Source organism: Pseudomonas aphyarum (assembly GCF_028657055.1).
Classification (GTDB): Bacteria; Pseudomonadota; Gammaproteobacteria; order Pseudomonadales; family Pseudomonadaceae; genus Aquipseudomonas; species Aquipseudomonas aphyarum.
On sequence record NZ_JAMDGS010000019.1, the window covers coordinates 65,311 to 91,347 of the forward strand.

At 60.6% G+C, this 26,037-nt stretch carries 26 protein-coding genes; 17 read left to right on the forward strand and 9 right to left on the reverse strand.

Annotation, left to right across the window (positions count from 1 at the left end; all coding sequences use genetic code 11):
• Window positions 1-19: 19 nt before the first annotated feature.
• Window positions 20-1,414, forward strand: coding sequence for a Si-specific NAD(P)(+) transhydrogenase (gene sthA / locus M5G18_RS26995; RefSeq protein WP_007953019.1), 1,395 nt, complete (start codon window positions 20-22; stop codon window positions 1,412-1,414).
• Between the two features lie 42 nt (window positions 1,415-1,456).
• On the opposite strand, the gene M5G18_RS27000 is transcribed toward sthA, so the two are convergent.
• Window positions 1,457-2,179: a glycerophosphodiester phosphodiesterase gene (locus M5G18_RS27000; protein WP_007953017.1), complete on the reverse strand. Its 723-nt coding sequence runs from the start codon at window positions 2,177-2,179 to the stop codon at window positions 1,457-1,459.
• A gap of 14 nt (window positions 2,180-2,193) precedes the next feature.
• Window positions 2,194-2,775, reverse strand: coding sequence for a PilZ domain-containing protein (locus M5G18_RS27005; RefSeq protein ID WP_207983433.1), 582 nt, complete (start codon window positions 2,773-2,775; stop codon window positions 2,194-2,196).
• A 94-nt stretch (window positions 2,776-2,869) separates the two neighbouring features.
• On the opposite strand from M5G18_RS27005, the gene M5G18_RS27010 reads away from it, so the two are divergent.
• The 3 genes from M5G18_RS27010 (at window position 2,870) to M5G18_RS27020 (ending at window position 6,119) form a co-directional block, all read left to right on the forward strand.
• Entirely contained in the window at window positions 2,870-4,120 is a 1,251-nt protein-coding gene (locus M5G18_RS27010; protein WP_011335182.1) for a lipoprotein-releasing ABC transporter permease subunit, read from the forward strand.
• Window positions 4,121-4,127: 7 nt separating this feature from the next.
• Window positions 4,128-4,811 (forward strand): lipoprotein-releasing ABC transporter ATP-binding protein LolD, encoded by a 684-nt coding sequence (gene lolD / locus M5G18_RS27015; RefSeq protein WP_162831788.1) that lies wholly within the window; start codon window positions 4,128-4,130, stop codon window positions 4,809-4,811.
• Window positions 4,812-4,874: 63 nt separating this feature from the next.
• Complete coding sequence (locus M5G18_RS27020; protein WP_085686803.1) at window positions 4,875-6,119, forward strand: lipoprotein-releasing ABC transporter permease subunit; 1,245 nt, start codon at window positions 4,875-4,877, stop codon at window positions 6,117-6,119.
• A 30-nt stretch (window positions 6,120-6,149) separates the two neighbouring features.
• Here M5G18_RS27020 and M5G18_RS27025 read toward each other — a convergent pair whose 3' ends face one another.
• Both M5G18_RS27025 and M5G18_RS27030 read right to left on the reverse strand, forming a co-directional pair.
• Window positions 6,150-7,490 carry a heavy metal sensor histidine kinase gene (locus M5G18_RS27025; protein WP_273900301.1) on the reverse strand — a complete coding sequence of 447 codons (1,341 nt, stop codon included), beginning with the start codon at window positions 7,488-7,490 and terminating at the stop codon, window positions 6,150-6,152.
• Complete coding sequence (locus M5G18_RS27030; protein ID WP_011335179.1) at window positions 7,490-8,170, reverse strand: heavy metal response regulator transcription factor; 681 nt, start codon at window positions 8,168-8,170, stop codon at window positions 7,490-7,492. The genes M5G18_RS27025 and M5G18_RS27030 overlap by 1 nt, the downstream gene beginning before the upstream one ends.
• 154 nt (window positions 8,171-8,324) lie before the next feature.
• Between M5G18_RS27030 and copI the strand changes: the two genes are divergently transcribed.
• Together copI and queF are read left to right on the forward strand one after the other, a co-directional pair.
• The gene (gene copI / locus M5G18_RS27035) at window positions 8,325-8,858 is read left to right on the forward strand and encodes a copper-resistant cuproprotein CopI (RefSeq protein ID WP_273900300.1); all 534 of its coding nucleotides are present in this window, start codon (window positions 8,325-8,327) and stop codon (window positions 8,856-8,858) included.
• Between the two features lie 61 nt (window positions 8,859-8,919).
• Window positions 8,920-9,750 (forward strand): NADPH-dependent 7-cyano-7-deazaguanine reductase QueF, encoded by an 831-nt coding sequence (gene queF, locus M5G18_RS27040; protein WP_085608218.1) that lies wholly within the window; start codon window positions 8,920-8,922, stop codon window positions 9,748-9,750.
• Window positions 9,751-9,813: 63 nt separating this feature from the next.
• On the opposite strand, the gene M5G18_RS27045 is transcribed toward queF, so the two are convergent.
• Both M5G18_RS27045 and M5G18_RS27050 read right to left on the reverse strand, forming a co-directional pair.
• The gene (locus M5G18_RS27045; protein ID WP_179694268.1) at window positions 9,814-10,077 is read right to left on the reverse strand and encodes a DUF4404 family protein; all 264 of its coding nucleotides are present in this window, start codon (window positions 10,075-10,077) and stop codon (window positions 9,814-9,816) included.
• Between the two features lie 108 nt (window positions 10,078-10,185).
• A complete protein-coding gene (locus M5G18_RS27050) occupies window positions 10,186-10,806 on the reverse strand; it encodes an HAD superfamily inactivated hydrolase PcrP (protein ID WP_127799026.1) in 621 nt (206 codons plus the stop codon).
• Window positions 10,807-10,991: 185 nt separating this feature from the next.
• Between M5G18_RS27050 and M5G18_RS27055 the strand changes: the two genes are divergently transcribed.
• The 3 genes from M5G18_RS27055 (at window position 10,992) to rssC (ending at window position 13,667) form a co-directional block, all read left to right on the forward strand.
• Entirely contained in the window at window positions 10,992-11,681 is a 690-nt protein-coding gene (locus M5G18_RS27055; RefSeq protein ID WP_085608221.1) for an MlaA family lipoprotein, read from the forward strand.
• A 322-nt stretch (window positions 11,682-12,003) separates the two neighbouring features.
• A complete protein-coding gene (gene rssB, locus M5G18_RS27060; protein ID WP_273900299.1) occupies window positions 12,004-13,185 on the forward strand; it encodes a two-component system response regulator RssB in 1,182 nt (393 codons plus the stop codon).
• Window positions 13,185-13,667, forward strand: coding sequence for an anti-sigma factor antagonist RssC (rssC, locus tag M5G18_RS27065; protein ID WP_003226553.1), 483 nt, complete (start codon window positions 13,185-13,187; stop codon window positions 13,665-13,667). The genes rssB and rssC overlap by 1 nt, the downstream gene beginning before the upstream one ends.
• 73 nt (window positions 13,668-13,740) lie before the next feature.
• On the opposite strand, the gene tal is transcribed toward rssC, so the two are convergent.
• Together tal and M5G18_RS27075 are read right to left on the reverse strand one after the other, a co-directional pair.
• On the reverse strand, window positions 13,741-14,667 hold the full coding sequence (tal, locus tag M5G18_RS27070; RefSeq protein ID WP_273900298.1) for a transaldolase: 927 nt from the start codon (window positions 14,665-14,667) through the stop codon (window positions 13,741-13,743).
• Between the two features lie 190 nt (window positions 14,668-14,857).
• Window positions 14,858-15,802, reverse strand: coding sequence for a glycosyl hydrolase family 5 (locus M5G18_RS27075; RefSeq protein ID WP_273900297.1), 945 nt, complete (start codon window positions 15,800-15,802; stop codon window positions 14,858-14,860).
• Window positions 15,803-16,093: 291 nt separating this feature from the next.
• Between M5G18_RS27075 and M5G18_RS27080 the strand changes: the two genes are divergently transcribed.
• The 8 genes from M5G18_RS27080 to M5G18_RS27115 are packed head-to-tail and all read left to right on the forward strand — an operon-like array spanning window position 16,094 to window position 25,580.
• Window positions 16,094-16,534: a low molecular weight protein-tyrosine-phosphatase gene (locus M5G18_RS27080; protein WP_273900296.1), complete on the forward strand. Its 441-nt coding sequence runs from the start codon at window positions 16,094-16,096 to the stop codon at window positions 16,532-16,534.
• A 38-nt stretch (window positions 16,535-16,572) separates the two neighbouring features.
• The gene (locus M5G18_RS27085) at window positions 16,573-18,795 is read left to right on the forward strand and encodes a polysaccharide biosynthesis tyrosine autokinase (RefSeq protein ID WP_273900295.1); all 2,223 of its coding nucleotides are present in this window, start codon (window positions 16,573-16,575) and stop codon (window positions 18,793-18,795) included.
• Between the two features lie 41 nt (window positions 18,796-18,836).
• On the forward strand, window positions 18,837-19,913 hold the full coding sequence (locus M5G18_RS27090; protein WP_273900294.1) for a glycosyltransferase: 1,077 nt from the start codon (window positions 18,837-18,839) through the stop codon (window positions 19,911-19,913).
• A gap of 14 nt (window positions 19,914-19,927) precedes the next feature.
• Window positions 19,928-21,040: a polysaccharide pyruvyl transferase family protein gene (locus M5G18_RS27095; RefSeq protein WP_273900293.1), complete on the forward strand. Its 1,113-nt coding sequence runs from the start codon at window positions 19,928-19,930 to the stop codon at window positions 21,038-21,040.
• The gene (locus M5G18_RS27100) at window positions 21,037-22,269 is read left to right on the forward strand and encodes an MATE family efflux transporter (RefSeq protein ID WP_273900292.1); all 1,233 of its coding nucleotides are present in this window, start codon (window positions 21,037-21,039) and stop codon (window positions 22,267-22,269) included. The genes M5G18_RS27095 and M5G18_RS27100 overlap by 4 nt, the downstream gene beginning before the upstream one ends.
• Window positions 22,260-23,363 carry a hypothetical protein gene (locus M5G18_RS27105; protein WP_007951624.1) on the forward strand — a complete coding sequence of 368 codons (1,104 nt, stop codon included), beginning with the start codon at window positions 22,260-22,262 and terminating at the stop codon, window positions 23,361-23,363. The genes M5G18_RS27100 and M5G18_RS27105 overlap by 10 nt, the downstream gene beginning before the upstream one ends.
• 12 nt (window positions 23,364-23,375) lie before the next feature.
• Window positions 23,376-24,419 (forward strand): acyltransferase family protein, encoded by a 1,044-nt coding sequence (locus tag M5G18_RS27110; protein WP_273900291.1) that lies wholly within the window; start codon window positions 23,376-23,378, stop codon window positions 24,417-24,419.
• 12 nt (window positions 24,420-24,431) lie between these two features.
• Window positions 24,432-25,580: an SGNH/GDSL hydrolase family protein gene (locus M5G18_RS27115; RefSeq protein WP_273900290.1), complete on the forward strand. Its 1,149-nt coding sequence runs from the start codon at window positions 24,432-24,434 to the stop codon at window positions 25,578-25,580.
• A gap of 3 nt (window positions 25,581-25,583) precedes the next feature.
• Here M5G18_RS27115 and M5G18_RS27120 read toward each other — a convergent pair whose 3' ends face one another.
• Window positions 25,584-25,991, reverse strand: a complete 408-nt coding sequence (locus M5G18_RS27120) for a phosphohexomutase domain-containing protein (protein ID WP_085748361.1) — start codon at window positions 25,989-25,991, stop codon at window positions 25,584-25,586.
• Window positions 25,992-26,037 lie beyond the last annotated feature (46 nt).

Below are 26,037 nucleotides of genomic sequence, written 5' to 3' on the forward strand. Positions count from 1 at the left end.
CCTGTTCTGAGGAGTACGCATGGCTGTCTACAACTACGACGTGGTGGTGCTGGGTTCCGGCCCGGCGGGAGAAGGCGCGGCAATGAACGCCGCCAAAGCAGGGCGCAAGGTGGCGATGGTCGACAGCCGTCGCCAGGTCGGCGGCAACTGCACCCACCTGGGCACCATCCCGTCCAAGGCCCTGCGTCACTCGGTGCGGCAGATCATGCAGTTCAACACCAACCCGATGTTCCGCGCGATCGGCGAGCCGCGCTGGTTCTCCTTCCCGGACGTGTTGAAAAGCGCCGAGAAAGTCATCTCCAAGCAAGTCGCTTCGCGTACCGGCTACTACGCCCGTAACCGCGTCGACGTGTTCTTCGGCACCGGCAGCTTCGCCGACGAGCAAACCATCGAAGTGGTCTGCGCCAACGGCGTTGTCGAGAAACTGGTGGCCAAGCACATCATCATCGCCACCGGTTCGCGTCCTTATCGCCCGGCGGACATCGATTTCCACCACCCGCGTATCTACGATAGCGACACCATCCTCAGCCTCGGCCACACCCCGCGCAAACTGATCGTTTACGGCGCCGGCGTGATCGGTTGTGAATACGCTTCGATCTTCAGCGGTCTGGGTGTACTGGTCGAGCTGGTGGACAACCGCGGCCAGTTGCTGAGCTTCCTCGACTCGGAAATCTCCCAGGCGTTGAGCTACCACTTCAGCAACAACAACATCACCGTACGTCACAACGAAGAGTATGACCGCGTCGAAGGCGTGGACAACGGTGTGATCCTGCACCTGAAGTCCGGCAAAAAGATCAAGGCCGACGCCTTGCTCTGGTGCAACGGCCGTACCGGCAACACCGATCAGTTGGGTCTGGAGAACATCGGGGTCAAGGTCAACAGCCGTGGCCAGATCGAAGTCGACGAGAACTACCGCACCTGCGTGCAGAACATCTACGGCGCCGGTGACGTGATCGGCTGGCCGAGCCTGGCCAGTGCTGCCCACGACCAGGGTCGTTCGGCCGCTGGCAGCATCGTCGACAATGGCAGCTGGCGTTTCGTGAATGACGTGCCGACCGGCATCTACACCATTCCGGAGATCAGCTCGATCGGCAAGAACGAGCAGGAACTGACCCAGGCCAAAGTGCCGTACGAAGTGGGCAAGGCGTTCTTCAAGAGCATGGCGCGTGCACAGATCGCCGGCGAGCCGCAAGGCATGCTGAAGATCCTGTTCCACCGTGAAACCCTGGAAGTGCTGGGCGTTCACTGCTTCGGTTATCAGGCGTCGGAGATCGTGCACATCGGTCAGGCGATCATGAACCAGCCGGGCGAACTGAATACCCTGAAGTACTTCGTCAACACGACGTTCAACTACCCGACCATGGCCGAAGCTTATCGGGTAGCGGCGTACGACGGCCTCAACCGGCTTTTTTGACGGGCTCCGGCCGGTGGCCTGAGCCGGCCGGGGAGACCGATTTCAGCAATTCCCGAGGGTGGCAGTGGCCAAACCGGGAAAGTCTGTAATCAGGCTGTCAACGCCGAAGTCGGCGAGTCTGCGCATCAGCGCAGGCTCGTTGACGGTCCACACCGACACATGCAGCCCCTGGCGCTGCGCCTTTTGCAGGCGTTCCGGCGTACACAGCGTCCAGTTCAACGCCAGAATCTCGCAACCGTAACTTTGCGCGACCTTCAACGGGTCGAGCCAGGCGTATTCGGCCACCAGGCCGCGTGACACGTCAGGCACCAGATCCAGCGCAGCCTTCAATACTTCCCGGGAACTCGAGGTGATCGTCACCTTGTCGAGCAGCCCGTGCCTGACCGCCATTTCACGGATGGCCAGCACGGTAGTCGCGGCGCGGGTGCGCGAAGCGCTTTTGACTTCCAGCTGCCAGTGCTCGAAGTCGCACTTTTCGAACAGCTCTTCCAGCGTCGGAATCGGGCACGGCTTGATCCAGCCCGGGCCGCCCTTGCGCGCGTCGTAGGTCACCAGATCGGCGGCGGTGTGCTCGACAACCTTGCCGCGACGGTCGGTGGTGCGCTTGAGGGTCGGGTCGTGGATGACCATCAGCTCGCCGTCCTTGGACAGGTGCAGGTCCAGCTCGCAACGGCGCACGCCGTGCTTGAGACATTCCTGAAAGCTGCTCAGGGTGTTTTCCGGTGCTTCGCCCTTGGCGCCGCGGTGGCCGTAGATAAGGGTCACGGTTCTTCCTTAATTTAGATGCCTGATTCGTTCTGTTCGCGGGCCAGACGTCGTTCCTGGGCCTGCTTCTGCAAGATATAGCGGGCGAGCAACTGGCGCTGGGCGTCGGTCAGGTGTTCGAACTCGGTGCCGACGTCGTAACCGTCGCCCTTGCGGTCGCAATGGGTTACACGGGCGCGCAGCAACAGGCCAAGCGCCTGAGGCATCAGCACCAGTTTCACCGACAGGTGGGCGCCGGTGGCGATCGGGGTCGGGTGCTGAAAGTCGATGCCGCCCTCGGAGATGATCACCGGTTGCGGCTCGCCGATATGGCCGAGCACGGTCAGGGCGATCACCTGACTGAGCAGGTCGATGCGTTTGTTCTGGGATTTCAGGAACGCCGAGATGGCGCGGTCGCGTTCACTGATCTGGCGCAGCAGGTGCTGCGACTCGAATTCGCTCAGGTGCAATTCGCTGAGCAGGTTGAACAGTGGAGAAGCATCCTGCAACACTTCCTGGCCTGCGGCTTCGGGAGCGGACAGGGGCCGAATTTCCAGTGCGATCGTGTCCTCGATACGGTAGTATTCGCGGCGATCTTCTTCATCTAATGTCGACATGGCGAACCCATGGTAGCGGCGGTGGTCTGAGTGTAAAGCTGGTTATCGCCCCCCGCCACAAGGACGTTCCTTTTCCCTCCGAACAAGCCCCGACATGTTCAGACCTCTCTTCGTATTTATCGGCACGCGTTATACCCGTGCAAAGCGTCGCAATCATTTTGTGTCATTCATTTCCCTGACTTCGATGATCGGGCTCGCCCTTGGCGTGGTCGTGATGATCGTGGTGTTGTCGGTGATGAACGGCTTCGATCATGAGATGCGCACCCGCGTGCTGGGCATGGTGCCCCACGCGACCATCGAGTCCGGTGAAGCCATCAACGACTGGCCGAGCCTGGCCGCCAAGGTCAAGCAGAACCCGCAGGTAGCGGCGGTTGCGCCGTTCACCCAGATGCAGGGGTTGCTGACCAACAACGGCCAGGTGTCCAAGGTGTTGCTCAATGCCATTGATCCGGCGCTGGAGCGCAACGTCTCGATCATCGACAACTTCATGAAGCAGGGCAAACTCGACGATCTGACGCCGGGCAGCTTCGGCATCGTGATCGGCGACAAGGCCGCGACCAAACTCGGCGTGGGCATCGGTGACAAGATCACCTTCGTCGCGCCGGAGGTCAGCGTGACCCCGGCCGGGATGTTCCCGCGCATGAAGCGCTTCACCGTGGTCGGCATCTTCCATGTCGGCGCCGGTGAGCTCGACGGCTACCTGGGCGTCACCAACCTGCAGGATCTGGCGAAGATGCACCGCTGGAAACCTGATCAGGTGCAGGGCCTGCGTCTGAAGTTCGACGATTTGTTCCAGGCGCCGCGTGAAGCATGGAACATCGCCCAACGCCTCGGCGAAGACCGTTACTACGCCCGCGACTGGACCCGTACCCACGGCAATCTGTATCAGGCGATCCGTATGGAAAAAGCCATGATCGGCCTGCTGTTGCTGCTGATCGTCGCGGTCGCTGCGTTCAACATCATTTCCACGCTGGTGATGGTGGTGAACGACAAGAAGGGCGACATCGCCATTTTGCGCACACTGGGCGCCACGCCGGGCACGATCATGCGCACGTTCATGGTGCAGGGCACGGTGATCGGCGTGGTCGGCACAGCCATCGGCGCCGTGGTCGGGATCTTCGCCGCGCTCAACGTCAGCGCCGCGATTTCGGCCCTCGAAGGCGTGATCGGACACAAATTCCTCAACGCCGACGTGTATTTCATCGATTACCTGCCGTCGCAGGTGCAGAGCCAGGACGTGGTCATGGTCTGCGCCGCTGCGTTGGTCCTGAGTTTCCTCGCCACCCTGTATCCAGCCTGGCGTGCCGCGCGCACCCAGCCGGCGGAGGCGCTACGTTATGAGTGAGTCGGGCATGAGTGAAAAAGCAATCTTGAGCTGCCGCAACCTGGGCAAATCCTACGAGGAAGGCCCGGAGTCGGTGGAAGTGCTGGCCAACCTGCAACTGGAGTTGCATCCGGGGGAGCGGGTGGCGATCGTCGGCAAATCCGGTTCGGGCAAAAGTACCTTGCTCAACCTGCTGGGCGGTCTTGACACGCCGACCAAGGGTGGTGTCTGGCTCGACGGTGAAGAACTCTCGGCGCTGAGCGAGAAGAAGCGTGGCCTGCTGCGTAACCGCGCCCTTGGGTTCGTGTACCAGTTCCACCACTTGCTGCCGGAATTCACCGCGTTGGAAAACGTCTGCATGCCGTTGCTGATCGGCAAGACCGCGATCCCGGAAGCGCGTCAGCGTGCCACGGCGCTGCTGGAGCGGGTTGGTCTGGGCCATCGCCTGGAACACAAGCCGGCAGAACTGTCCGGTGGCGAACGCCAGCGTGTGGCCATCGCCCGGGCACTGGTGAACAATCCAGGCCTGGTGATGCTCGACGAGCCGACCGGCAACCTCGACTCCCATACCGCCGAAGGCATTCAGGATCTGATGCTGGAACTCAGCACTTCGATGCGCACGGCGTTTCTGGTGGTGACTCACGACATGAACCTGGCTCGCCAGATGGACCGCGTCCTGCAGTTGCAGGAAGGTTGCCTGACCCCCATCTGACGGCTTGAAACCCGGTGCCTGAAAAGGCATCGGGTCTTTTATTTTTATACGGTGCCCCAGCGAATGTTCAGACCGTTATCGATCTTTATCGGCACGCGCTATACCCGCGCCAAGCGCCGCAATCGCTTTGTTTCGTTCATTTCGATGACCTCGATGATCGGTCTCGCCCTCGGCGTGCTGGCGATGATCGTAGTGTTGTCGGTGATGAACGGCTTCCAGCGCGAAATGAGCTCGCGCATCCTCGGCATGGTGCCTCACGCGACCATCGTCGGCGTCAAGCCGATCGACGACTGGCAGCCAGTGGCCGCCGCCGCGATGAAGAACCCGGAAGTGACGGCCGCCGTGCCGTTCACCGAGATGGAAGGCATGCTGTCCTACAAGGGTATGATGCAGCCGATCCAGATCAGCGGCGTCGATCCGGCCCAGGAGGGCAAGGTGTCGATCGTTGCCCAGCACATAGTTCAGGGCCGTCTCGATGCCTTGAAGCCTGGCGAATTCGGCGTAGTGCTCGGCGAAATCACCGCCCGGCGTTTCCGCCTCAATGTCGGCGACAAGATCACCCTGATCGTGCCGGAAGTCAGCACCGCGCCGGGCGGTATCACCCCGCGCATGCAGCGTCTGAATGTTGTCGGCGTGTTCAAGGTCGGTGCCGAACTTGACGGTTCCATGGGCCTGATCCACGTCTCCGACGCCGCGACCATGCAGCACTGGGAGCCGAATCAGGTGCAGAGCGTGCGTCTGGCGGTGAAGGATCTGTACGCCGCGCCGAAGGTTTCGTCGGACATTGCCAGCGGCCTCGGCACCGATTTCAAGGCTGACGACTGGACCCACACCCAGGGCAGCCTGTTCAGCGCGATGAAGATGGAAAAAACCATGATCGGCCTGTTGCTGCTGATGATTGTCGCGGTGGCGGCGTTCAACATCATCGCGACCCTGATCATGGTGGTGAACGACAAGGGCGCGGACATCGCGATCCTGCGCACCATCGGCGCCACACCACGGCAGATCATGGCGATCTTCATGGTGCAGGGCACGGTGATCGGCATCGTCGGCACCATCATCGGAGGTGTGCTGGGCGTGATTGCCGCGCTGAATGTCAGTGAGATGGTGGGCTGGGTCGAGCGCGTGACCGGGCAGCACATCTTCAGTTCGGACGTGTACTTCGTCAGCAACCTGCCATCGGAGTTGCAGGGCGGCGACGTGCTGCTGATCTGCTCGGCGGGCTTCATCCTCAGCTTCCTGGCCACGGTTTACCCGGCGTGGCGGGCGGCGAAGATCGAACCGGCGCACGCGTTGCGCTATTCGTGAGTTCCCGCATTGAGGCCGGCATTGCCGGCCTCAATCGTTTTTCGGCAACTCAATCACAAACCGCGTCCAGCCCTGAGCCGATTCGCAATGAATCTGCCCGCCATGGGCCCGGATGATCGACTGAGTAATCGCCAGCCCCAATCCCGCATGCTCGCTGCTGCCTTCCTGGCGCGCTGGATCCGCCCGGTAGAACCGGTCGAACAAACGCGGCAACAACTCAGCAGAAATCCCCTCGCCACTGTTCTCCACCGTCACGCTCAAGGATTTCGCCTGCTCGGCCACCCGCACGCGCAGCTCGCCATTAGCAGGGGTAAAGCGCAACGCGTTATCCAGCAGGTTCGACAGCGCCCGACGCAACATCGCGCGATCACCCGCAAACTGCCCCGCACCCTCACGACTCAGGCTGACCTGAGCGTCTTCGGCCAGCGGCGCAAAAAATTCCAGCAACGCGTCGGCTTCTTCCGCCAGCTCCAGCGGTTCACGCTTGGGCACCAGCAAACCGTGGTCAGCCTTGGCCAGGTAAAGCATGTCGTTCACTAACTGCGCCATCCATTGCAGCTCTTCGAGGTTGCTGTGCAGCGCCTCGCGATAGTCTTCGAGGGGGCGAGGGCGGGTCAGGGTGACCTGGGTGTGGGTCAGCAGGTTCGACAATGGGGTGCGCAGCTCATGGGCGATGTCGGCGGAGAACGCTGACAGCCGCTGAAAGGAGTCATCGAGGCGTCCGAGCATGGCGTTGAAGCTGTGGGCCAATTCCGCGAGTTCTGCGGGCATCCGCGCTTCCGGCAGTCGGGCATTCAGCGATTGCGCCGAAATCCCCCGAGCTACGGCACTCATTCGTCGTAGCGGGCGTAAACCGCTGCGAGCAGCCCAGGCGCCGAGCAGCGCGGTAGCCAGCGCCGAAAGGCCGACGGTCAGCCAGATCAGATGCTGCATGCGTTGCAGAAAGTGCTGGTGGTGGGTGATGTCCAGCAGCAAGGTCAATTGCGGGGAATCCGGTTTTTCCGGTTCAAGCGCGGCGTTGAGCAGGCGATAGTCGGTGCCGTTGTCGTTGATGGTGGCCAGACCGGGCTGCTGCGGCAGGTTTGCCGGGGTGTGCAACGAGCGGCCGAACCAGCGCTGCCCCTCAGGGCTGCTGATGCGCAGCGAGACATCGCCCTGCTGGCTCAACTCGTCGGTGATGTGCGCAGCGTCGCTACCACTCAGCAGCGTCTGACGTACGCTGAGCAGTTTTCCTTCGAGCAGTTGCTGGTCGAGTTCGATGAAGTGGCCCTCGCTGGCCCGATTGAAAACCACCCCGGCGACCAGCGAAACCACTGCGGTACAGCCGGCGAACAACAGCGCCAGCCGGCCGCTCAAGGACAGTCGGCGCATCAGTCGGCACGCTCTTCAAGGACGTAACCCATGCCGCGCACGGTGTGAATCAGCTTGTTGGGGAAATCGTCATCGATCTTCAGGCGCAGTCGGCGAATCGCCACTTCGATCACATTGGTGTCACTGTCGAAGTTCATGTCCCAGACCTGCGAGGCGATCAGCGACTTGGGCAGCACTTCGCCCTGGCGGCGCAGGAGCATTTCCAGCAGGGCGAACTCCTTGGCGGTGAGGTCGATGCGTTGGCCGCTGCGTTCCACCCGGCGGCGGATCAGGTCCAGGCTCAGGTCGGCCAGGCGCAGGCTGGTTTCCTGAGGCGTGGAACTGCCGCGGCGTAACAGGCTGCGCACCCGGGCCAGCAGTTCAGAGAAGGCGAACGGCTTGACCAGATAATCGTCGGCGCCCAGTTCCAGGCCGTGAACCCGGTCTTCCACGGTGTCTTTGGCGGTCAAAAACAGGATCGGCGTTTCCAGACCGGCGCTGCGCACCGCTTGCAGGATCTGCCAGCCATTGCGACCGGGCAGCATTACGTCGAGGATCAGCAGCGCATAGTCGCCGCTCAACGCCAATTGTTGGCCGGTGGTGCCGTCGGCCACCAGTTCGGTGTTGAAACCGGCCTCGGTCAGGCCCTGGCGCAGGTACTGGCCGGTTTTGGGTTGGTCTTCGACGATCAGCAGTTTCATGGGCGACTCGGGTTGCGGGAACGAGGACGTTATACCGTGGGCAAACGCGGTGAGCGCCAACCTGACAAAGTTGTAATCTGCCTGTCAGGTCGCTGCCAGCGCAGGCGGGCTAGAGTTTCCCACAGGCTGAACCTTGATTTGTTGGAGTACGACTATGTTTTTGCGCAACCGTCTGGCCCTTGCCGCGTGTCTGCTGGCGCTGAGTTCGCCGCTGTGGGCATCGCCGGCGCACACCTATGACTTCGGGCAGCCGGCCCCGGCGGCCAAGGCCACCCGCAGCATCGAAGTGGTGATGGGCGACATGAGCTTCGATCCGAAGGCGATCGAGATCAAGGCCGGTGAGACCGTTCGTTTTGTGCTGGTGAATAAAGGCCAGTTGCTGCACGAATTCAACCTCGGCGACGCAACGATGCATGCAAAACATCAGCAGGAAATGTTGCAGATGCAGCAAAGCGGCATGCTGACGCCGACCGGCATGAAGGAAATGTCCCACGACATGGCGGGCATGGATCACGGCTCGAAGGGGCATGGCATGAAGCACGACGACCCCAACAGCGTGCTGGTGGAGCCGGGCAAGACCGCCGAGCTGACCTGGACCTTCAGCAAAGCGGTGAACCTGGAATTTGCCTGCAATATTCCCGGGCATTACCAGGCCGGAATGGTCGGCAAACTGACTGTCAGTCAGTAAGCACTCAAAGGCGGGAGCAAAGGCTGGTAGAATCCGCTGATTCTTCAGTCAGGTTTCCGCCATGCATCCCGCAGCCGAACATTCGCCGCTGGGCAAATCCAGCGAATACATCGCCACGTACACGCCGTCCTTGCTGTTCCCGATCCCACGCACCGCGAAATGGGCCGAGCTGGGCCTGACCGCCGAAACCCTGCCGTATAAAGGCGTGGATTTCTGGAACTGCTTCGAGCTGTCGTGGCTGCTGCCGTCGGGCAAACCGGTGGTGGCGATCGGTGAATTCAGCATTCCGGCGGACTCGCCGAACATCATCGAATCCAAGTCGTTCAAGCTGTACCTGAACTCGCTGAACCAGACGCCGTTCGCCGACATCGCGAGCCTCGAAGCGACGCTGGTCAAGGACTTGTCCGCTGCTGCCGGCAAACCGGTGGGCGTGCGGGTTCGCAGCCTGAAAGACGTCGAAGCCGAAGGCGTCGTGGCGTTGCCGGGCGTGTGCATCGACGATCTGGACATCAGCGTCAGCAACTACGAGCATCCGCGTCCTGAACTGCTGCGATGCGACGATTCGCGCGTGGTGGAGGAGAGCGTGCACAGCCATCTGCTCAAATCCAACTGTCCGGTGACCAGCCAGCCGGACTGGGGCAGCGTGGTGGTGGAGTACCGTGGCGCGGCGCTGGATCACGCCAGCCTGCTGGAATACATCGTCAGCTTCCGGCAGCACTCGGACTTCCACGAACAGTGCGTGGAGCGGATCTTCCTCGACCTGCAGCGCCTGCTGAAGCCGGAAAAACTCACGGTGTTTGCGCGTTATGTGCGCCGGGGCGGGCTGGACATCAACCCGTACCGCAGCACTGAAAGCGTGCAATTGCCGAACCACCGTCTGGTTCGTCAGTAACCCGCCTCGCGGACATGAAAAAGCCCTGCCAGTGATGGCAGGGCTTTTTTGCATTCGCGGGTTTCAGATGCCCATGCTGACCAGGGAATTCATGATGTTGCGCAACGTGCCGGCAATGGCGGGATGTTCGAGTTCGAAGCGATCAACTGCCAGATTCACTCCGTCGGCAATGCTGGAGTCCTGGGTCTTCGTTTCCAGTTCAAGTTCCAGTTCGATCTGTTCCATCAGCGCATGTAGATCAGCGCGCTCGGCTTCGGTCAGCGGAGGATTTTGATCCAGTTGCTCGCGCAGGGCATTGAGCTGTTTTTGCAGTTCTTGAGCGGGCATGGTTGTTTCCTTTTATCGAGAGGCACTGGCATAGACCGCAGCCGTGCGCCAAAGGTCTATGGCTCTCCTTAAGACTAATCCACTCTTGGCCAACCTGCATGATCCCGGTCAGGGCTTTTCGCCTTTGAGACGACGCAGGCTGATGTCCGCCAGACAAGTGTCGAGCTCGCCCAGATGATCGATCACCGAGTGCACGCCCAGGCCGAACAGTTGCACCGTCGCCTTGCCGCGCAGCTGTTCGCGCTCCTTCTGGCTCAGGGCCTGCCATTCGCTGGGCGCCAGCCCGCACAATGAACCGCAGGACGCCAGGCCAATGGTCCACAACCCGGCATTCAAGCCCGATTGCAGCAGGCGCGGTTCGCCGCTGACCAGCACGCAACCGTCGAGGCGATCGACATTCAAGCCCATCAACGCTTGCCAGCAGGCATTAGGCGCCGGCCATGGATTGATTGTTGCCGAATGTTGCGACGGTTTGATCCAGTCAGGCAGCGCCGAGGACAGGACTTGAGTGCAGGCCGTCGACAGCTCATCGAGCCAGGCACAGGGGATTTGCTGGCGCTGAAGGCTGCGCAGGCTGTCGAGGGCGCCGGGTGTGACGTCGGCGTGTTCCGGGCCGACGCTGGTGTGATGACGGGCGCGGGCGCCGAAGTCCACCAGACAGCCGCTAAGTCCGAACAGCACGGCGGTCAGCGTCGGTGCCGCGAGGGGCAAGGCTTCGGCTTGAGGCATGGAAAACGTCCCTGAAATAGCGATCAGGCTAGGCAACATCGGTGACAGTTGCATGACAGGCCAATGACGAAGCGTCCTACAGAGGGATTCACCGGGGAACTGCCTAAAGCAGCATTTCCGTCTTATACTGACGCACTTATCGTCGCGGCCCAGGTGCTGCGTCCGTACTATCCAAGGAGTTTTCTATGCGCTGGAGCCATCCTCTTGCTCAGCTTTGTGTATGTGCCAGCGTGATGCTGGTGCCGTTCGCCGCTCAGGCCGCAACGGAAGAAGACCCTTGGGAAAGCGTCAACCGTCCGATCTTCGAGTTCAACGATTTCGTCGACACCTATGCGCTGAAGCCTTTGGCGCAAGGCTACGAATTTGTTACTCCGCAATTCCTGGAAGACGGCATCCACAACATGTTCCGCAACGTCGGTGATGTCACCAACCTGGCGAACAACATTCTTCAGGCCAAGCCCGCTGCCGCTGGCGTCGACACCGCGCGCCTGATCTTCAACACCACGTTCGGCCTGCTCGGTTTCTTCGACGTCGGCACCAAGATGGGCCTGAACCGCAGCGACGAAGACTTCGGCCAGACCCTCGGCTACTGGGGCGTTGGCAGCGGTCCTTACGTGATGCTGCCGCTGATGGGCCCGAGCACCCTGCGCGACGCGCCGTCCAAGTACGTCGACAGCTTCACCGGCCCGTACCGCTACATTAACGATGTGCCGGTGCGTAACTCGATTTTCGGCCTGAACATCGTCGACACCCGCGCCAGCCTGCTGTCGAGCGAGAAGCTGATCAGCGGCGACAAGTACACCTTCATCCGCAACGCCTACCTGCAGAACCGCGAGTTCAAGGTCAAGGACGGGCAGGTCGAAGACGATTTCTGATCTCGATTGATCAGTACAAAAGGGCGACCGCGAGGTCGCCTTTTTTGTGGGCGCGTCCAATGATTGGGTTACGGTTGAAGCCGTTCTTATAACTGCGAGTGATTTGACAAACAAAGTCTCCAAGCGACCATCGGCGCATGCTTGAAACGCTCGAAGGATGGGAGTACCGTCTGCGCCTTAGAAGGGCACCTCTGGTGCAACCGTGTGCGGGGCAAACGCTCCGAAGCGGTGCAGCAGAGAGGCTAGAAAGCGAATCCAGTAGTCTGCGCCGGGCCGTTGCCCCGCCTGCTACGCCAACCTAATTCTGGCGCCGTTTGCCCACATGCCAAAAACCAGTGCCACGCTGCTGATAATCGATGATGACGAAGTAGTGCGCGCGAGCCTCGCGGCCTATTTGGAAGACAGTGGTTTCAGCGTCTTGCAGGCCAGTAACGGCCAGCAGGGTCTTCAGGTATTCGAGCAAGACACGCCCGACTTGGTCATCTGCGATCTGCGCATGCCGCAGATGGGCGGTCTCGAACTCATCCGTCAGGTCACTGAGCGGTCACCGCAGACACCGGTGATCGTGGTCTCGGGCGCCGGCGTGATGAACGACGCGGTCGAGGCCCTGCGCCTGGGCGCGGCGGATTACCTGATCAAGCCTCTCGAAGATCTGGCCGTGCTCGAGCATTCCGTGCGCCGGGCCCTGGATCGTGCGCGTCTGCTGCTGGAAAACCAGCGCTACCGCGAGAAACTGGAAAAGGCCAACCGCGAACTCGAAGCCAGCCTGAACCTGCTCCAGGAAGACCAGAACGCCGGTCGCCAGGTGCAGATGAACATGCTGCCGGAAAGTCCGTGGAGCATCGACGAGTTCAGGTTCGCGCACCAGATCATCCCGTCGCTGTACCTGTCGGGTGATTTTGTCGACTATTTCCGGGTCGACGAGCGCCGGGTTGCGTTCTACCTGGCGGATGTTTCGGGTCATGGCGCCTCTTCAGCGTTTGTCACCGTGCTGCTGAAGTTCATGACCACGCGCCTGCTGTTCGAATCCAAGCGCAACGGCACGCTGCCGGAATTCAAGCCTTCGGAAGTCCTCGGTCATATCAACCGGGGGCTGATCAGTTGTAAGCTGGGTAAACACGTCACAATGGTCGGTGGAGTCATCGACGAGGAGACCGGTTTGTTGACCTATAGCATCGGCGGCCATCTGCCGTTGCCTGTGTTGTACACGCCTGACAGTGTTCGCTACCTCGAGGGGCGCGGTCTGCCTGTGGGGCTTTTCAACGAAGCCACCTACGAAGACCACGTGCTCGAGCTGCCACCGACGTTCAGCCTGACGCTGATGTCTGATGGCATTCTGGATCTTTTGCCAGAACCCACACTCAAAGAAAAAGAAGCCGCCTTGCCCGAACGGGTCAAGTCGGCGGGCGGCAGCCTGGATGGTCTGCGGCAGGTTTTTGGATTGGCCACGCTAGGGGAGATGCCGGATGATATCGCCCTGTTGGTGTTGAGCAGGAATCTTTAATGAGTACCGGTAGAATCCAGTTCGCCGAGCAGGACGGCACCTTCGTCCTGAAGTTCGTCGGTGAAGTTCGCCTGACCCTGTGTTCGGCGTTGGATGCGACTATTGAAAAAATCTTCACCGCGCTGAATTTCAACGCGATCGTGATCGATTTGACCGAAACCCGCAGTATCGACAGCACCACGTTGGGCCTGCTGGCCAAACTGTCGATCCTGTCGCGGCAGAAGGTCGGCCTGCTGCCGACCGTGGTCACCACCCACGAAGACATCACCCGTCTGTTGCAGTCGATGGGTTTCGAGCAGGTGTTCAATATCGTCAACCATCCCGTGCCGTGCCCGGAATGCCTCGATGACCTGCCGGACCAGGATCAGTCGGAAGAGGTGGTGCGGATCAAGGTGCTCGAAGCGCACAAGATCCTCATGGGCCTGAACGACTCCAACCGCGAAGCGTTCCATGACCTGGTGAATGCCCTCGAACGGCACTGATCAGCCAGACCGCGAGGCACAAAAAAGGGCGAACCTGTGAGGGTTCGCCCTTTTTGCGTTTGCGCTCGGCCGATTACAGCTTGGCTTGCAGCAGCGCCTCGAGTTTTTCCTGGTCGCGGGCAAACTGACGGATGCCTTCGGCCAGTTTCTCGGTGGCCATCGCGTCTTCGTTGGACAACCAGCGGAATTGCGCTTCGTTGAGGCTCAGACGTGCCTCGCCAGCGTGGCCCGGAGCGAGTTTGCGTTCCAGCTTGCCGGTGTCGGCTGCCAGTTTCTCGATCAGGTCCGGGCTGATGGTCAGGCGGTCGCAGCCGGCCAGTTGCTCGATCTGATTGAGGTTACGGAAGCTCGCGCCCATGACCACGGTCTTGTAGTCATTGGCCTTGTAGTAGTTGTAGATGCGCGTCACGGACTGCACGCCCGGATCTTCGGCACCGGTGTAGTCGTTGCCGTTGGCCTTCTTGTACCAGTCGTAGATGCGGCCTACGAACGGCGAGATCAGGAACACGCCGGCATCGGCGCAGGCCGCGGCCTGAGCGAAGGAGAACAGCAGGGTCAGGTTGGTCTGGATGCCTTCCTTCTCGAGGATCTCGGCGGCGCGGATGCCTTCCCAGGTCGAGGCGATCTTGATCAGCACGCGGTCACGGCCGACGCCGGCCTTGTCGTACAGCTCGATCAGACGGTGCGCACGCTTGAGCACCGCGTCCTGGTCGAACGACAGGCGCGCATCCACTTCGGTGGAAATGCGGCCCGGAATGACCTTGAGGATTTCCTGACCGACCGCGACGCCGAAACGGTCGCTGGCCAGGCCGACATCGCCCTTGCAGTCGCGCACGCTGGCGTTCAGCAGTTCGGCGTAGGCCGGAATGGCTGCGGCCTTGAGCAGCAGGGAAGGGTTGGTGGTGGCGTCGACCGGTTTGACCCGGGCAATCGCTTCGAAGTCGCCGGTGTCGGCCACGACGGTGGTGAACTGTTTGAGTTGTTCCAGCTTGGAAGTCATGAGCGTGCTCTGTCCTATGGGTCTGGTGACATTACCCGAGCGTCGGCAGCCACTCAAGGGCATGTCGGCGTATCGAGCGCCCCGCTGGCAACAACCTGAAAACGGCTGTTTGAAAGGCGGGGCGCGTTATCGATCAATACGATGCCAAAAAGAACCACAGGTTCAAAGCAACCGACCCGTTGCGCAGCGCCTATTCGGCGTTGAGCTGGGTCGAGGCCGCCGTTTGTGCCGGTTTCGACTGGCCGTCGGAGGTCAGCAAGCCGAAATTCTTCTCCCGGTCGTTACTGCCCGACTCGCTGTTCTTCCATTCGTAAATCGACGTCAGCGGGATGTTGAGTTTTTTAACATCGGCAATGAACGCAGAGATTTTACTCGCTTGCCCTTCCGGCCCGCCGTTGGAGGCGAGCGCTGAGATGCCCCATTCACTGATGACGCCCGGCAGATGGAAGTTTTGCTGGATGAAGGTTTGCGCGTTGCTGATCTGCGTCGCGGTCATGCCGTAGGGGTGGTAGGAAATGGCATCCAGGCACTGCGGATAAGTGCCGAGGATGCTGTTGAGTGCCACGGTCGAGGCGGAGCCGGCCGTCGGCGGGCGGGCGAATCCGAATCCCACCAGAGGCGTCGATTGCGGCTTGCCTTGCAGCGTCTTGCACATGGCCGTCATGAACGGCACGAAGGTGTTTTTGAAGTCTCCGGTGGGCCAGTAGGTGTCGAGATCCGGCTCGTTCCAGATTTCGATCCCCACCAGTTGCGTGCTCCAGGTTTGCTCGAGCCCGGTCACCGCGTTGGCGAACGCTTCACCGGCGCTCGTCAGGTCGCCGGTCAACGGTTTGGTGGCGCGCACGGTCATCAAGACTGGCAGCCCGGCAGACCGCGCCGCCGCGAACGCATCGCTGATCTGTTTCTGATAGGCCTTGGCGCCGAGGCTGTCGCTCCACACGCCGAAGCGCACAAAGCTGAATCCGGCCGCTTTGATCTGCTCGGCATCGGCCGGGGTGAAGTTCTGGATCTTGACCTGAACGCCGATGGTTCTGGCGGGCAGTGACGGGAACAACGCGCTGGCGTGAACCTGCGCGGTAGCACTGAGCATCAACAGGGCGGCGGCACCAAGATGTTTGAGATGTGCTGATTTCATGTCTGCTCTCCTGATGAGAATGACATCTAGCCAATAGTTATCTCGTTGCCTGTATTTCGATGACGAAGAGGGCGCGAAGTGCACGAATGTTATTTTTTGTCGGAAAACTTTCGCCCGAAAATCACAGTTATTTTTAGTCCGGTAATTCTGGTTGGGGGACTTTTAGAGGCCGTGGTACTTAATGCACCGGTATTAACGGGTGAATCTATTTCCGAGTGAAGGAAGGTCTTGCGGGTTCATTCGAATGTGCAAGGCATGTTGGCCGATTGACATTACACGGGAAAGTAAACCTTGTTCAAAAAGATTCTTGTCGTTTGCGTAGGCAATATCTGCCGAAGTCCGACAGCGGAACTTCTGTTGCGCAATGCACTGACACCTTCGGCGATCAGCGTGACCTCCGCAGGCCTGTCTGCGCGGGTCGGCGAAGGCATGGAGTCGACCGCACGCCAGGTTCTGGAAGACCGTGGCCACAGTGCCGACGGGTTTACGGCGCGGCAACTGACAGCGGACATCGTCAATGAATCAGACCTGATTCTGGTCATGGAAAAACAACATGTTAATCAAGTACTGAAGATTGCCTCTCACGCCAGGGGCAAAGTGTTTCTGCTGGGCAAGTGGCAGAGCGAACGAGAAATACAGGACCCGTATCGTCAGGGGCAAGCCGCTTTTATTCATGCCCATGCATTGATTGAAGATGCTGTTAGCTCATGGGCGCAACGCCTGGCGCGTTGATGAATATTCTTCAGTTCAGTGAATGGTAAGAAAGACTTATGCAGTTACCGTCAGTAATCGGCACCCGCGACAACGATCAAGACAGTATTGATCTTCTCGGCATCTTCGGCAGCCTGATCGATCAGAAATGGTTGATCGGTGCGTTCACCGGCGCGTTCATGATGACCGGTGTGGCCTATGCGATTTTGGCCACGCCGGTGTATCTGGCCAACGCGCTGGTGCAGGTCGAACCGAAAAAGAACGACATGCTCGGTTTTTCCGACCTTAACAGCATGCTCGGCGGGCAATCGCCGTCGGTGACCGAAATCGGCATCATCAAATCCCGCGCGGTGATCGGCAAGACGGTCGACGATCTGCGCCTGGACATCGACGTCACCCCCAACACCTTTCCGCTGATCGGCGGCTTTCTTTCCCGGCGCTATCGCGGCGAGAGCGAACTCAGCGTCGCGCTGCCGCGTTTCGGCCTGAGCAGCTACGCCTGGGGCGGTGAACGCCTGGAGTTTGCAAAGCTCAATCTGCCCAAGGAGCTGCTGGGCAAGAAACTCACCCTGATCGCCGGCGAACAACATCGCTTCCAACTGCTCGACGACAACGACAACCTGCTGGTCGACGGCGTGGCGGGCGAAGCCTTCGCGCAGGACGGCGTAGAAGGGCAGGTCGCACAACTGTTGGCCAACCCCGGGACCCGTTTCGAAGTGGTGCGCTACCCGCGCATCGTGACCATTCAGGGTTATCAGGACGCGCTGGACATCTCCGAGCAAGGCAAGGAGTCCGGAATCATACGTCTGGCCCTGGCCAGCAGCGACGCCGCCGAAGCGGTGAAGATCCTCAACAAGATTGCTTCGCTGTACGTGGATCAGAACGTACGCCGCACCTCGGCCGAAGCCGCGCAAAGCCTGGCCTTCCTGCAAAGTCAGTTGCCGCAGGTCAAACGCGATCTGGCCAAGGCCAGCGATGCGCTGAACGCCTACCAGACCCACGGCAAGACCGTGAACATCTCGCTGGAAACCCAATCGGTGCTCGGCCAGTCCGTCGCGCTTGAAACGCGGATTTCCGAGCTGAAACTGCAACAGGCGGAGATGGATCGCAAGTTCACCAAACAGCACCCGGCCTATCGCGCGCTGATGACCCAGATCGGTGAACTGACCCAGCAACAGCGTTCGCTGGAAGGCAAGGTTCAGGACCTGCCGGCCACGCAGCAGGAATTGCTCAACCTGACCCGCGATGTCGAAGTCGCCTCGCAGATCTACACCCAGTTGCTGAACAAATCCCAGGAGCTCGACATCATCCGCGCCGGTGCCGTGGGTAACGTGCGTCTGGTGGATACGGCGGATGTCGACCTGACCAGCCCGGTCAAACCGAAAAAAGCCCTGATCGTGCTGATCGCCACTTTCCTCGGCGCCTTCGTCGGCGTGGCGCTGGTGCTGTTGCGCAAATCCCTGAGCAAGGGCCTGGAAGGGCCGGAAGCGATCGAGCAACTCGGCTTGCCGGTCTACGCGTCGATTCCCTACAGCACCCTGCAACAGGAAGAGGACAGCAAAAAAGTCCGGGCCAAAGTCGCGGCAGACACGCCGGCGTATCTGCTGGCCCTGCGCAACCCGACGGACCTGTCCATCGAGTCGATCCGCAGCCTGCGCACCTGCCTGCACTTCGCGGCGCTGGATTCGACCAACAACCGGATCATGATTTCCGGCCCGAGCCCGCAGGTCGGCAAGACCTTCGTCTCTTCCAACCTCGCGGCGGTCATGGCCCAGAGCGGGCAGCGGGTGGTGCTGATCGACGCCGACATGCGCAAGGGGCATCTGCACAAGACCTTGAACACGCCGATCACCAACGGTCTGTCGGATCTGCTGGTCAAGCGCTGCACCCTCGATCAGGCGATCAACAAGGTCGAAGTCGACAACCTGCACTTCATCAGCCGTGGCCAGGTTCCACCGAACCCTTCCGAACTGTTGATGCACGCCAATTTCCGCGAACTGCTGGCGCAACTCAGTGAGCGCTATGACGTGGTGATCATCGACACGCCACCGCTGCTGGCCGTGACGGATGCGGCGATTGTCGGTCGCGAAGCCGGCATCAGCCTGATCGTTGCGCGGTTTGGGGTGAACCCGGCCAAGGAAATCGAAATGACGATCCGTCGTTTCGCCCAGAACGGTATCGAGTTGAAGGGCGCGGTGTTCAACGGCGTCGAGAAGCGCGCGGCCAGCTATTACGGCAACGGCAGCTATTACAACTACGAATACGCGTCCGACCAGTCCTGAATCTCAGCGACGGTCCTTACAGGCATGAAAGTGGGTGGGTTGTGAAAAAAATACTGCACGTGGCGGAAACGATCAAAGGCGGGGTGGCGACGGTCATCCGCACGATTTCGGCGGCTCCGGAAGACGGGCGCTATGAGCTGGTGTATCTGGTCCCGCTCGACCAGAAGAAAGAACTGCACGGCATCGATGCACAGCAGATCCGCACCTTCGCCCGAAGCGGGCGGAATGTGCCGTCGCTGCTGCGTTTTGCCGGGCAACTGGCGCGGGTCCTGCTCAAGGAAAAACCCGACGTGGTGCATTTGCACAGCACCTTTTCCGGGGTGATCGGCCGTTGCGTGTGCGTGCTCCTGCGGCCGTGGCGCAAGCCGAAAATCGTCTACTGCCCCCATGCGTTTTCGTTCCTGATGGAAAGCTCGCCGATCAAGCAGAAAGTCTATGCGTGGATCGAGCGGGTGCTGCAGAAGGTCACGGACAAGATCATCTGCGTCAGCCAGTTCGAGCTGGACAAGGCCGCGAAGTTTGGCATCGAGCGCCAGCGCATGACGCTGATCTACAACGGCATCGATCACAAGCATGACGAACGCAAGGCCAACGATCCGGCACCGATTCATCTGCTGTTCGTCGGTCGCCTCGACTACCAGAAAGGCTTCGACGTGTTGCTCAAGGCCTACAGCGAAGCAAAACGCAGCGACCTGAAACTGACGGTGGTGGGCAGCGCGGTGAACGAGGACGTTGTCGAATGTCCTCCGCTGGACGGGGTGGAATACCTGCCTTGGGTGACGCCAACCGAAGTGCACGCGCTGTATCAGAAAGCCGATGCGCTGATCGTGCCGAGCCGCTGGGAAGGCTTTGCCATGGTGCCGCTGGAAGGCATGGCGCTGGGCCTGCCGGTGATCGCCAGCGATTGCACGTCGTTGCCTGAACTGGTCACCCATGGTGTGTCCGGTTACGTGTTTCCTGCCGGTGATCACCAAGCGTTGGCCGATCGGTTGAAGAAAATCCAGAAGCCTGCGTTGTCGGCCCTCGGCATCGAAGGTCGGCGCATCGTCCGCGAGCGTTTCAGCGCCGCGTTGATGATCCGCCAGACCTACGACGTGTATTCCGCTCCCTCTTATTAAGTAGAACTCCGCTCATGAACGTAACGATTTTGCATGGCTACAGTGCCTCCAACTCCGGCGATGGTCTGCTGGTCGATCTGGCCATTGCGCTGGTGCAGCGCAACTTTGGCGAAGAGACCGCGATCAGCGTTGTGGCGTCCGATCCGGACTCTTTCAAATACCTGCCGCACCCGCGTTTCGACGCGCCGGTGATGGCGGCCAAGGGGCTGGGCCGGGTCAAAGAAGCGGTATTCCTCAATCAGTCCTACGCGGGGCTGGCGGATCTGTTGAAGAAAACCGATCTGATCGTCGGCGTCGGCGGCGGCTACATGCGTTCGAAGAGCGCCTTCGAGCACATCAAGCTGAAACTCGGCCACGCCAAGCAGCTGGAAACCGCGATCCTCAGCAAAGTGCCGTCGGTGTACTTGCCGCAAAGCATCGGGCCGTTCCACGGCGACAGCGACAAGATCGTCGGCCATTACGCCAGCGCCGATGCGGTGTTCGTGCGCGATAACCGTTCCTCCGCGCTGTTCGATGCCTGTGAAAATGTCTACCGCGCACCGGACCTCGCAGTGCAGGCGCTGGCCGGCAAGATCCTTCAGCAACCCAAGTTCACCCGCTGCGCCTCGACGCCGGCCACGGTGTGCGTTGTACTGCGCAAACCACCAGCGTGGAGCAAGGAAAAGAAACTCGCCTACGTGGCCAACCTGAAAGTGCTGCTGCAGCGCTTGAAGAACAAAAGCAAAGTGGTCTGCGCCGTACAGAGCGCCGTGCGCGGTAACGATGACGGCGCGTTCTATCGCGAGCTGGGCATCACCGAAGACCTGCTGCCGCTGAAGGCGACGCTGGCCAAATACCAACCGGACCTGGTGATTTCCGTGCGCCTGCACGGCGCGATCGAATCGCTGCTCTCGGGTGTGCCGGCGTACCACATCAGCTACGAGCGCAAAGGCTTCGGCGCCTATCAGGACATGGGCGTCGAGGACTGGGTCATCAACGGCGGCGACATCAATGTCGACACCATCATCGACACGGTTTACGCACCTGACGCGCTGTCGAATTTCGGCAAACGCCTGACCGACACCTGCCGCGAGATCGAGGCGAAAACCGTGGCCATGGACGACATCATCAAGGGCGTCATTCGATGATATTCCGGCTGTTGCTGCGGGGCGGGGCACTGGGCGCGAAGTTCTTGCTGGTGCTCGCCATCACCCATTACCTCGGTTACGAGGCACTGGGTTTTTACGGCGTGGTGGTCGCGGCGTCGTTGATCGCGTCGAAGTTCTACAGCGTCGGTTTCAGTTCCGAGATCAACCGGCTGATCAGCGTGGGCGGCAGTTCCCGCCGGGTCGTGGACAAGGTGCTGCTGCTGTACCTGGCCGTGGGCCTGGCGTTGTCGGTGCTGACGGTGGTGATTTATTCGCTGTTCCAGTCGGTTGAAGCGACCACCGCGTTGATCGCGTGCGTGACGCTCGTGCTGCTCACCGAACACCTGTCGTTCGAGATCAACTCGTTCGTGTTTTCCGCGCAGAAAGCCACGGCGGGTGCGCTGCTGTTCTTCATCAAGACCGGGCTCTGGGCATTACTGGCCGTGGGCGGCATGGCGCTTGGTTGGGTGTCCGCAATCGCCAGCGTGTTGTGGCTGTGGGTCATCGCCAACGTGCTGGTGATCGTCGCCGGTTACCTGATCGTGGTGAACGTCCATCGCGGGCGGGAAGAGGGGACGCTGGCCACCGCCGCAGTGTGGAAAGCCGGGTTGCCGTTTTATCTCGGCACGGGTCTGATCGCCCTGAGTCAATACGCCGAGCGCTTTCTGATCATCGACCTCGAACCTTACGCCAGCCTCGGTAAATACGTGTACGCGTGGTCAGCGGCCAACACCTTGCAGGCGTTGTCTTACGCGGTGGTGGCGGTGGTCGGCATTCCGCTGCTCGCCAAGCGTTATCAGGCCGATCAGCAACCGTTCACGGTCCGGCAGTTGTTCGTGAACAAATGGGTCGCACGTTCGCTGGCGGTATCGGCGGCGGTCGCGGTGGGGATTTATCTGTTCTTCAACGTGGTGCTCGATTACGTCGCCACCAGCGTTCCGCGTCCGGACAACGGCATCCTCGGCGTGCTGATTTTCTCCTTCGCCCTGCGCGCCATTGGCGACATCGTCTGGGGCGGGTTGATCGCCTCGAAAAACAGTCGGGTATCCCTCGCCAGCGCGGCCATTTGTCTGATGGTTTCAGTGCCGGTCAGTTACCTGCTGATCAAGCACTACTCGATCTACGGCGCGGCCTGGGGCAACGTCTTTGCGATCATCGTGCAGCTCGGGGTGATTGCGCTGCTGACTCGTGCCACGTGCGCAAAAAAGGCTGTCGTGTCATGGGCCTGAAACTGCCGTGCATCGAGTTTCGCGGCCGCCGTCTCGATTCTTCGTTGTCGTTCCTGATCCTGTTCACCGGGCTGTTTCTGTCGGTGGCGATGCCGCTGCTGATTCCCCGCGATCCCGGCCCGGATGCGATGACCTTGTGGTCGTCCTACGCCCGGGCCGACAACTGCAATTTCTGGAACCCGTTCTCGCCGGATCGCTCGTCCTACGAGTGTTCGGCGTTCCTGCTGCGGCCCACCGGGATCAACCTGACCAACGCCTGGGCCTACGGGATGTTCTGCAACTTCTTCCTCACGGCAATTCCCGTAGTGGTGTTCCGGCGCATGCCGCTGACCATCTTCGGAACCCTGTGCCTGTGGGGCATCGTGCGTTCGTTTTTTCTGGAAAACCTGACCAAGGAAATCATCGTGTCGGTGGCGGTGCTGAGCATTCTGTTCAGCTCGCTGACGCGCAAATATCGCGGCGGATTTTTCCTCTCGGCGGTGATCTACGGCGTTCTGATCCGGCCGTACTGGATTCTGTTTTCGCTGTCGTGGGTCGGCGTCTGCGTGATGAAGAAATACGTCTCGCGCACGACCTTCTTCCTGATGCTGTTCCTGTTCTACCTGGCGGTTGCGATGGCGATCCAGCTGGCGCTGGGTTTTCCGGTGTCGTCGATTCGCGCCAGCAACAACGAACTGCGCACGGCGGGCGAAGAGGGGTCCAAATCGCTGATCGTCTCGTGGCTCAGCGGCAGCGACTTCGTCTCGCAGGCCCTGGACTCGATGATCATTTTCTTCCGGTTGTCGTTTCCCGTTGAGCTGATCCTGCTGTCCGGGCCGGGCCAGGTGATCTTCGTCGCGTTGATGATCATGACCGCGTTGCTGCTGTTCAAAGTCATCACCTCGACCGATTACAAGGGCGCGCCGATCCAGACCAAGCCCAAGGAACTGATCGCGATTCCGCTGGCGTTCCTGCTGGTTCAAGGCTTGTTCGAACCGGACTTCGGCTCGTTCGCCCGGCACTTTTCGATGGTGGTGCCGGTGCTGTTCGTGGGCCTGGGGTTGATGTTGCGGGCGAACAAACCGGTGAAGGTTGAATCAAGAATTCTGAATTGAGGCGGGTGCTTTATGTCGAGCAAGAAAAAGTCCCTGGAGATCGAAACCCTGCGTGGCCTGGCGTGCCTGTTGCTGGTGCTCTATCACGTGATCGGGCCGCTGGGCGGTGGTTTGAAAATCGACATCGGCTCGCCGTTCCGGGTGATCGCCGATTCGATGGTGTACGTGCGCATGCCGCTGTTCACTTTCATTTCCGGCTACATCTATTCCATCTACAAGATTCGCGGCAATGACTTTTCCACGTTCTTCAGCGGCAAGGTGCGGCGCCTGATCGTGCCGCTGTTCTGCGTGGGTGTGCCGTTCTCGGTGTTGCAGGCGGTGGGGCCGGGCGTGAACAAGGACGTCAGCGTCATCGATGCGCTGTTGTCGTTCTATGTGCCGATCAACCACTTCTGGTTCCTGCAGGCGGTGTTCATCATTTTCATGTTCGTCGGCCTGCTGGAATGGCGCGGGTTGCTGCGTACACCGACGCGTCTGTATCTGCTATTCGCGTTCGCGGCGGCGGTGTTCCTGTTGCCGCCGTTTCCGCTGGACGCGTTCGGCATCAACGGGGCGATTTATCTGCTGCCGTTCTTTGTGGCGGGCATGATCGGCCAGGAGAAAGTCAGCGAGCTGAAGCAGACGTTCAAGGTGATCGGCCCGCTGGTGTTTGTGCTGATCTCGGTGACGCTGTTGTACGTGGCGTCGGTGGACCGCGAGCTGATCGTCGACCGCCGCAGCCTGATCGGCCTGACGGTGGGCTGCGTGTCGTGCATCGCGTTGCTGTCGAGTGACATGCGCTCGAAGGCGCTGACCTGGCTCGGCGGTTATTCCTATGCGATTTTCCTGTTTCACGTGTTGTTCGCCGCCACGTCGCGCTCGATCCTCGGCCGCCTCGGCGTGAAAGACGAAAGCGTGCTGGTGTTCTGCGGCGTGACCTGTGGCTTGCTCGGACCGGTGGTGTTGTCGATGATTTTCAGTCGATTCAACTTCACCTCCGTGCTGTTCCTCGGCGAACGTGCCGCGACGAAAAAGAAACCGGCGGCGACCATCGCACCGGTGGCGCAGACCCGATGAAGGAAGCGATTCATGCTGGCTGTTGATGATGTCCCGCCGGTAGCGGCGTCGGTGGTGCAGGTCGGCGACGCTCGCGAGCGGTTTGGCCAGTGGCGTGAAGGCAAGGCCGGCAAGGTGTTGTCGATCTCGGTGATCGGCGACAGCTACAGCGCCGGGCAGGATTTCTACCTGAACAAACTGGTGCAACGGGTGGCCGGGGAGGTCGGGTTTGCCGGGCCGGGTTATGTCGGCTTCAACCACGGCGCAGCGCTGGGCGGCACGCATTTCAAGTACACCCGCAGCAGCGAGAAATACTTCGGCGGTGACTGGCAGGTCTCCGGTCTCGGCCAAGCCAGCCCCGACAGCCGCACGGTGACCGGACGCCCCGGCGCCTGGCTGCAAGTCGAGGCCAGCCCGACGCCTGCCATCAACACCGCCGTCACTCAGGCGAAACTGCTCTACCTCGGCAACGGCGAGTCCAGCGAGTTGCGTTATCGCTGGTCACCCTCTGCCGACTGGCAGCCGTTGAAACTCGCAGGCGAGGGCGTTCAGGAAGTTCCGCTTCCCGGCACGTCGTCCGCGACCGACTGGGCTTTCAGACTGGAAGTGCTGAAGGGCGCGCCGACCCTGTTCGGCCTGTGGCTGAGCAACGATCAAAACGGGGTTCGGGTATCGAAACTGGCAGCGTCCGGTGCGGCGTCGGCTGATTTCTATCACGACGATGCGCGCTGGCAGGCGCAGTGGAAAGCCGTGGTGTCGAAGATCCCCGCAGACATTTACCTGATCATGCTCGGTGGCAACGATCAGGGTATTGGCGTGAAGCCCGAGCAGTATCTGCATAACGTTCAGGGGCTGGTCGGCATGCTCCGCGAGATTCAACCGGCGGCGAGCATCAACCTGATCCTGCGTCAGGACACCACCCGCTCCAGCGCCTATCCGATGTCGGCTTATGCGCAGGTCATCGAGCCCTGGGCCCGTGAGCAACAGCTGGGTTACGCCAATCTACAATGCGCGTTCGGCACCGACGTCAAACGCTACGCGGCGGCCATGATCGGGCCGGACAAGATTCATCCGGTGCCGGCCACAGGCGGGCGGGTGATTGCCGATTACTTCTATCGTTGGGTCGTGGGCGGACAGCAAAAAGTCTCGCCACAGGACAGCTGTGGCGAGACTTCGAAGTAGCCGTCAGTTGTCGAACAGATCCAGATGGCTCAGCAGCTCTGCGGTTTTCTGCGGCATCAACTGCGTCACGCAACGGGTTTCCACGTTGACGATGATCGCCGGGTCGTTGCAGCAGATCCGCACGCGAAAACGCCAGTCGCTGAAAATCACTTTCAGGCCGTCGCGGTCATCGACCTCCAGCGCTTGCTCGCCGTAGATCCGTTTCAGGTGGGCGAGCAGGGGATAGGGATCGCGCATCGGTCGGCGTATGTCCCCGGACGAGGGAAACACGCCGAGGCGATCGACCAGCAGCAGGGTGCCCAGCCACGGGCCATTGGCGCTGGGCAATGGCTGATGGCGGGATAACCAGCTCATCACCCCGAGGTTGTCCACCTCACGTTCAATCTCTGCGGAATGTTGTGCAATGTTCATGGTTGCCTCGTTGGATGTGCGTGCTGCAATGAATCAGTGGGGGCCG